A 1,619-nucleotide genomic window follows, 5' to 3' on the forward strand; every position below is an offset into this window, starting at 1 on the left:
ACGTGAGTCTGTCTAACAATTATTTATAATTTTATAAAGTACTAAAAAAATCATGAATATTTATGACAAAAATAATTAAAATCACAAAAGTCATTAAAAAAGGGGGACAAATCCCCCTTTAATTTACTTATGAATTCCTTTACCCCGATAATATTTATCATTCTTTTAAAATTATAAGTAAGACAAATAAGACTTACCTCAGTGTTTACTGATTCAAGCCCTCTTGTTAAAAAATATGTATAACCAAAATGTCGTTTAATGGTTCCGAAAAGATGCTCTATAATCGAACCCCTTTTCCTGTATATGTAATCCTTTTTTATGGTGTTTTCAGTAACCTGGTCAATGATTTCTTCATCTTTAAACCTAACTATTGACCTGCCGCCTTTTGCAGAAGTGCACAACTCCTTTTTCCCGCATTCATTAAAGTTTACGCACGTGTAACGTTTGAAATCTTTCCCGTTTTGCTTTCCATTCCATTTGAAATTTACGCAATAACCCATTGGACAATTAAAAACATCATTTACTTGATCATATTTGAAGTTTGATTTATCAAATCCGTTTTCAACCTTTTGTTGTTTACCTTTTTGAGGTTTAATTAGAATTTCGGTCTGTTCATCAACTACATCTACTATTTCAGACATATTAAAATAACCTGTATCAGCTAAAGCTGTAATATTGTGATCCTCAAATACTTCCTTTACTTTTTTAACCATGTTTGATAATTGACCTTGGTCATTAACATCATTTACTACATCGAAGTCCACAATTAATTTATTTTTATTGTCTACAGCTGCTTGAACATTAAAGCAAACCTCAAATTTCCCGTTGTTCTTCATCGATTTTGCATCTGTATCAGTTAAGCAAATTTGTTTCTTTCCTTGATCTTTAAGCTCTTCTTTAATGTCGTTTAACATCTTTATTCTTTCTTGATAACGCTCAATTTTATCATTAATTTTTTGCTTCATACTTTCATCATCCGTTGTATTTAAAACACCGCTGATATATTCCTCAATTTTTGCTTCGTAGTATCCTAATTTTTCTTTAATAATATTTTCATTATAATGTTTATTTTTTGCGCTACTTGCTTTTATCTTTGTTCCGTCAATAGCGACAAGGGTGCCATCAATAAGACCAAATCCTTTTAACATAAGCGTAAATTCTTTAAACAACTGCTTAATAGCTTTTTTGTTCATTTTCATAAACGATGATATGGTACCATGGTCAGGTTTAATTTTCCCAATCAACCACATTAATTCTATGTTTCTAGTTGCCTCGATTTCCATCAAACGAGATGACCTGATTTTATTCATATAGCAATATAAATATAATTTAAGGAGATCCTGTCTTCTATAAGGTTTTTGTCCAGCTTTAGAACCTGAAAAAACAACGAAACCAAGTTCCTCTAAGTTTAAGCTGTCTACGTATGCATCAATTACTCTAACTGGATTTTCTTCATCAACAAAATCTTCCAATGTATTCGGTAATAAATTCAACTGATTTCTATCCTCACCAAGAATATATGGCATACAATCATCTCCTTATACTATAAATTCGACAATAGTATGTGTTTTCCTATCGGACAAGTTGGGAAAAGTGACAATTGTTAGACAGACTCACGT

At 30.9% G+C, this 1,619-nt stretch carries 1 protein-coding gene; it reads right to left on the reverse strand.

The window, feature by feature from the left end; translation table 11 throughout:
• Window positions 1-50: 50 nt before the first annotated feature.
• Window positions 51-1,526 carry an IS1182 family transposase gene (locus M3189_RS26350; protein ID WP_251639760.1) on the reverse strand — a complete coding sequence of 492 codons (1,476 nt, stop codon included), beginning with the start codon at window positions 1,524-1,526 and terminating at the stop codon, window positions 51-53.
• Window positions 1,527-1,619 lie beyond the last annotated feature (93 nt).

Source organism: Neobacillus niacini, from assembly GCF_023715415.1.
GTDB lineage: Bacteria > Bacillota > Bacilli > Bacillales > Cytobacillaceae > Neobacillus > Neobacillus niacini_C.